We start from the raw sequence: 4554 nt of genomic DNA on the forward strand, positions 1-4554 counted from the left end.
CAGAGCTTCAGGTAGTCTGCCTCCTCGCCACGAAGGAAAATGCGGATCGTCTGTACCTTCTGGGACTCGGGGAGGGGAGTTCGCCCGCGCTTCTTCATAGGCTGAATTTAACTGCACTGAAATTCGTTCTGGGTATCTGTCTGGATACTTTCCTTATCTGGTGGGATTTGTGGGTGCATGGGATTCCCTCCAATCAACACGCTCTTGATAATCTCTCGGGCCATTAGCGGCGGCACGGCGTTCCCGCAGACCGAAGAGGCGAGGCTTTTGAGCGCAGGCCACTGGTAGGAATCCGGGAATGTTTGGAACCGCGCAATGCCAGCGATAGGAACTCCAAGAACCCGAATACCATCAGCTAGATCAACGATACGGCCAAGAGCACCACCAGCCGTCCCCGCCAAAGTTGGGGACGGCTGGTGGTGCTCTGTGACGGTCGGCGGGCGTGGTCCTTTGCTCTGTCCATCTACCAACACGAGGCGCAGCTTCCCGCCCCCCTGAGCTGTGATTGTGTGTGAGTTCTCCTGCTCTTCCTGAACAAGAGAGTTTGGGTTCTGTGCGTTCGGATTCATGAGCAGGCAGCGTAAAAGGCTTTGGTTTTGATTCGCTGTAATTGTCGGCGCGGGTTCGTCTTCCTCGGACTGCACGATACTTCCAGCGAATCCACCCGAACCAAAAAGCACAGCTTTCATGGTCGCGTGTCCAGCCACAACCGGAGGAGCAGGATGCTCCTCCGGTTGTGGCTGTGGGCAAGAGCCATGCACAGACACACCAGAGATCAGGCAGTTCGTTCTCTCTCCACTCGTGAGCAAGTGCGCCCATTTGGTATCTTTCAGGCGGTCTATCTGCCACGGGGCTAACTGAGATCGAGGGAAGGTTTCGATAATGTCCGAGACTGCCGCGAACCAACCAACGTGCGGCACCGGGGCTGGCAGTGGTGGCAGTGACCAAAAGCGATCTTTCTCAGCCCGCAGAATCAACCGACGTCGGCGTTGTGGAACCCCGAAGTCTGCCGCGTCCACGATCTGCACGTCGTAGGCATAGCCGAGCCTCTCCAGTGTGGCACAGATGATCTTGAACGCCTTGAAGTTTCGGTAGTTGGCTACGTTCTCCAGGAAGACGTAGCGCGGCATGATCTGTTCTATAGCACGAGCCGACGTTGTGCCTAATGCAATATCGCCCTCAGTCTCGCCTGCGTTCGCGTTTGCGATCGAAGCATTAGTGCATGGAGGTGACAGCCACAGAGCGGTAATCTTATTGCGCCACTGGCTGTAATCCACTGCCTGTACACAAGAAACAATAACATGCTCTCCGATGTTGCGTCGGTAGCTTTCGGCGATCTTGGGGTTTATCTCTACACCAAACACGGGCTTGAATCCCAGTGCCATAGCTCCGAGGTCTGCCCCGCCGCCACAAGAAAAGAGGCTGGCAAAAGTCATAAAACAACCTCCGAGGAAACCCCCGGCTTTACCGTTCCTGCCTGCACTTCCAGCAGCCGTAGAAGCGCCCGGCTCTCTTCTACCTCCATCCGCCAACAATCGAGGGTGAAGCGGGCTACTCTCTCTTCGCGCTCTGCATTCGTGACAAACTCTCGCTCAGTAATGGTCAGCTCCGCGATTCGGGCTTCTCTTGCGGCCTCGTTGGCTCCGAGTGCCTTCGGGTCTGTGTGCTCCCGAAGAATCTCCTCGCGGGCGCTGGCAAGGTTCCTGCGTGCCTCGCCTGCCGCTTCGCTTGCCTGGAATGAATCGAGGAAGGCGGCTTTGAGACCGTCGTAGTTCTGCCTCAGCAAGTCTGTGAGGCTCAGGGCTTCCGCTATAAGCTGTTCGTTCACAGAGCACCTCCAAGCGTGTGACCCTGCGCGACGTGTAGCGCCTCATCCGGCCCGCTGTAGTCTTTAGGCGAGTCACAGCCAGTCAGGAGCCCTAGAGCCATCACACAGAGCAGGAGCAGGCCAGAGGATAGGGGCGGGGTGCTTCGGCGGATCTCCAGCCCCGGGGCTGGAGTCGTAGGAGCTTTACGTATTCGCGCCGCTTCCTCTGCCTTATCAAACAACGGCCACTCAGTGTTCAGTAGGCTGTGAGAAGGCCGACAGCCAAAGAGAAGAGAGCCATACTCTAACCACTCTCGAATGTAGCCCGCGACGCACTGAGGAACCGTCCCAGAGCCTAGCATGTGCTCAACGTCCTCGCGGCTCTTCTGTCCCGCAGCTCCCCACCACAGAGCCGAGCTTCCCGGATTCTCCTCTGCATCATGGTAGTCTTTGATGACCGAGGATTCGCTAATCACTCCGACACCGGGGACGTTCTTTATCGAGTAAAACCCGCGATCACAGACCGAAGCGATAAGTCCAGGCGCTGGCGCAGGATCAGTTACCTCTTCTAAAACTTCTTCAATCAATGGGCGCAGGGGGGTGAACTCTTCGCTTGCCTCAGTTCCGGCGCTCACCTCTGCCGCTAGGCCAATCTGCTCTAAGATGCGCTGACCGTTGGCCGGTGGGCGCGAAAGGCTCTGTGTGCTCACCAGCTCCAGCCGGTTGCCGTCCATTCGCACTTCATAGTGCGAATGCTTGCAAATGCCTGCGATGCGCTTCGCTTCCAACGGCCCTACAGACGGGTCGGGGCTCGTCTCGTGCATCCAGATACCGACGCAGTTATTCGACGGCCACGGCTCGTAGTCGTCCCAGCCGCAGGTAAGGAGCGAGTTCGCCCGGTTGATAGCCAGAGACACCGCGCCGAGTCGGTTCTCCTCAATCGCCTTGTGCGTCCCGTCCGGGCAGGGGAGACTCCCATGAATGTCTATCGAACTCGCAAGCCCGAGGCGCTTTTGAGTTAGCTTGATGTCGTACTGAATTGTAAATCGTGCTGCCATAGTTCTTCCGTTCGTCTTTCTCCCCGTGTGGGGAATGCCTTGCCCGAGTGGGCTACTTCCAAGCGATATAAGGGCCGTCGCCCTCTGGGGTGTCTGGGTTCGCGCTGTCCGTGCCCTCTAGGTTGCCTGTGGCCTCTGTGCCTTCGGCTACGGGCTCTGTGACCAGCTCATCGGACTGAGCCCCCGAGAGGAGCACCAAGCGGAAACACTCGTAGCCTGAGCCGTACAAGTCGCCGTTCACCTCAGCCAGCGATTCCCAGAACCGCGTGTCGCCATCGGGCAACGCTACGTCGAAGCGATCCCAGCGATTCACCACCACCACCGGACGGCCAAGGCACCGAGATAGAGCAAGAGCCGCCCGCCGAGTCATACCGTTCACTACGCGCCTCCCGTCAGGATGAACTCAAGGCGCTCTCTAGCCTCAGTGAGCGCAAGCTCACTGAGGCTAGAGAAAACATCTTTGTGAACTCGCTTCGCGTTATCGCCTTCGTCCAAATCTATATGCGCCTGGAAACCAGCCTTCGCCGACTGGTAATCCTTCGACACGGCGACCTCACCAGAAACCACAATGCTACGAACTTTCATAAAGCGACTTCCTCTCCGGGGCCACAATCGCAACCCACAAAAGAATATTACAGTAAAGCATTGCATTATGTCAATACATTTGGTAAATTATTTACGGAGGTTTTAGGACATGGTTGGAAATGTATTGACAGTTGTAGGAAACGCGGTAAACGCGACGGGAGCGGGGGCTAACTCTAGCTTGCTCGCTTCTCCTGCTCTCGTGGTGGCGCGGGCTGTCGCTATGGACTTGGCGCGGCGTGGGCATCTTATCGAGTTCGCATGTGAGATCCCGCGTCCCTCGAAGCTCCCGAGCGGGAAGCGTGTGCAGCAAGCGAGGCTAGACCTGATGAAGCTAAATGGATTGACCGCAGACGGTGAGGAGCTGCCTGCTCCGCTCTGCTCGCCGCTCTGGAGCCTGATTGAGCGGCACGGCGGGACGAAGCGATGCGGGGGGCGTGTGCAGCTCCTGCGCGGGCCAATCCTGCGCCCGGATTGGGGCCAGGTAACGCAGTTCGGAGCGGGGCGCGTGTGCCCTCAGTGTGGCAGTCTGATTCTAAAGACGAATCTGTACGTGCGGGCTGAGAGTCCGCTCTCTGACGCGGGGTTCTTGACGATTTACTCTTGCCTGCGGAGCTTGCCAAAAGCGCCGGGCGCGGCTGTCGAGTGCGATTACATGGAGGTGGGTTAGGTAACTTATCCTCCAGCTAAAGCTGGGAGGCTTTGACAGTGGAGGCAGGCAAAACCGCTTCCCCGTCTATAGGGCGAGTTACAGCGCCCCGTGCCTTGATGTTGAGTGCGGCATTCAAATCCGCATTCATCATCAGGCCACATTCTTTGCATTGGAAACAGGATTGAGATTTTCGATTATGCTTATCGCAGTAGCCACAGGCAGAACAAGTACGGGAAGTGTTGCGCGGGTCAACCGCAACAACACGCACTCCTGCACGTCTGGCTTTGTACTCGATAAAGTTTCTCAACTGATCGAATCCCCAATTTCCAAGCTCAAAACGCATTTCTCTGTGCATAACCGAAGCCCGCTCACGAATACCAGAAAGGTCTTCAAGAGCGATTGCCTTACCAGAGACAGCCGCCGATTCGACAAGGCGACGGCTGATATTGTGATTC

Annotated in this window: 7 protein-coding genes; 1 reads left to right on the forward strand and 6 read right to left on the reverse strand. The window is 57.1% G+C overall.

Going from position 1 to position 4554, the window contains the following annotated elements:
- Nucleotides 1-107 precede the first annotated feature (107 nt).
- The 5 genes from RMO15_RS04330 to RMO15_RS04350 are packed head-to-tail and all read right to left on the reverse strand — an operon-like array spanning nt 108 to nt 3450.
- On the reverse strand, nt 108-1436 hold the full coding sequence (locus RMO15_RS04330; protein ID WP_309708290.1) for a DNA cytosine methyltransferase: 1329 nt from the start codon (nt 1434-1436) through the stop codon (nt 108-110).
- Nucleotides 1433-1828, reverse strand: a complete 396-nt coding sequence (locus RMO15_RS04335) for a hypothetical protein (RefSeq protein WP_309708293.1) — start codon at nt 1826-1828, stop codon at nt 1433-1435. Before RMO15_RS04335 ends, RMO15_RS04330 begins: the two co-directional genes overlap by 4 nt.
- Nucleotides 1825-2865: a hypothetical protein gene (locus tag RMO15_RS04340; protein WP_309708296.1), complete on the reverse strand. Its 1041-nt coding sequence runs from the start codon at nt 2863-2865 to the stop codon at nt 1825-1827. The genes RMO15_RS04335 and RMO15_RS04340 overlap by 4 nt, the downstream gene beginning before the upstream one ends.
- A 52-nt stretch (nt 2866-2917) precedes the next feature.
- The gene (locus RMO15_RS04345; RefSeq protein ID WP_309708299.1) at nt 2918-3244 is read right to left on the reverse strand and encodes a hypothetical protein; all 327 of its coding nucleotides are present in this window, start codon (nt 3242-3244) and stop codon (nt 2918-2920) included.
- Complete coding sequence (locus tag RMO15_RS04350; protein WP_309708302.1) at nt 3244-3450, reverse strand: hypothetical protein; 207 nt, start codon at nt 3448-3450, stop codon at nt 3244-3246. The genes RMO15_RS04345 and RMO15_RS04350 overlap by 1 nt, the downstream gene beginning before the upstream one ends.
- Nucleotides 3451-3574: 124 nt before the next feature.
- On the opposite strand from RMO15_RS04350, the gene RMO15_RS04355 reads away from it, so the two are divergent.
- Nucleotides 3575-4117, forward strand: a complete 543-nt coding sequence (locus RMO15_RS04355; protein ID WP_309708305.1) for a hypothetical protein — start codon at nt 3575-3577, stop codon at nt 4115-4117.
- Nucleotides 4118-4133: 16 nt separating this feature from the next.
- On the opposite strand, the gene RMO15_RS04360 is transcribed toward RMO15_RS04355, so the two are convergent.
- On the reverse strand, nt 4134-4554 hold a 421-nt coding region (locus tag RMO15_RS04360; protein ID WP_309708308.1), incomplete at its 5' end, for a transposase.

The organism is Armatimonas sp., assembly GCF_031410135.1.
Taxonomy (GTDB): domain Bacteria; phylum Armatimonadota; class Armatimonadia; order Armatimonadales; family Armatimonadaceae; genus Armatimonas.

What these genes read in the sequence shown, in the direction of transcription:
- RMO15_RS04330 (WP_309708290.1), bottom strand. Translation starts at nt 1,436, where the DNA reads ATGACTTTTGCCAGCCTCTTTTCTTGTGGCGGCGGGGCAGACCTCGGA.
- RMO15_RS04350 (WP_309708302.1), bottom strand. Translation starts at nt 3,450, where the DNA reads ATGAAAGTTCGTAGCATTGTGGTTTCTGGTGAGGTCGCCGTGTCGAAG.
- RMO15_RS04340 (WP_309708296.1), bottom strand. Translation starts at nt 2,865, where the DNA reads ATGGCAGCACGATTTACAATTCAGTACGACATCAAGCTAACTCAAAAG.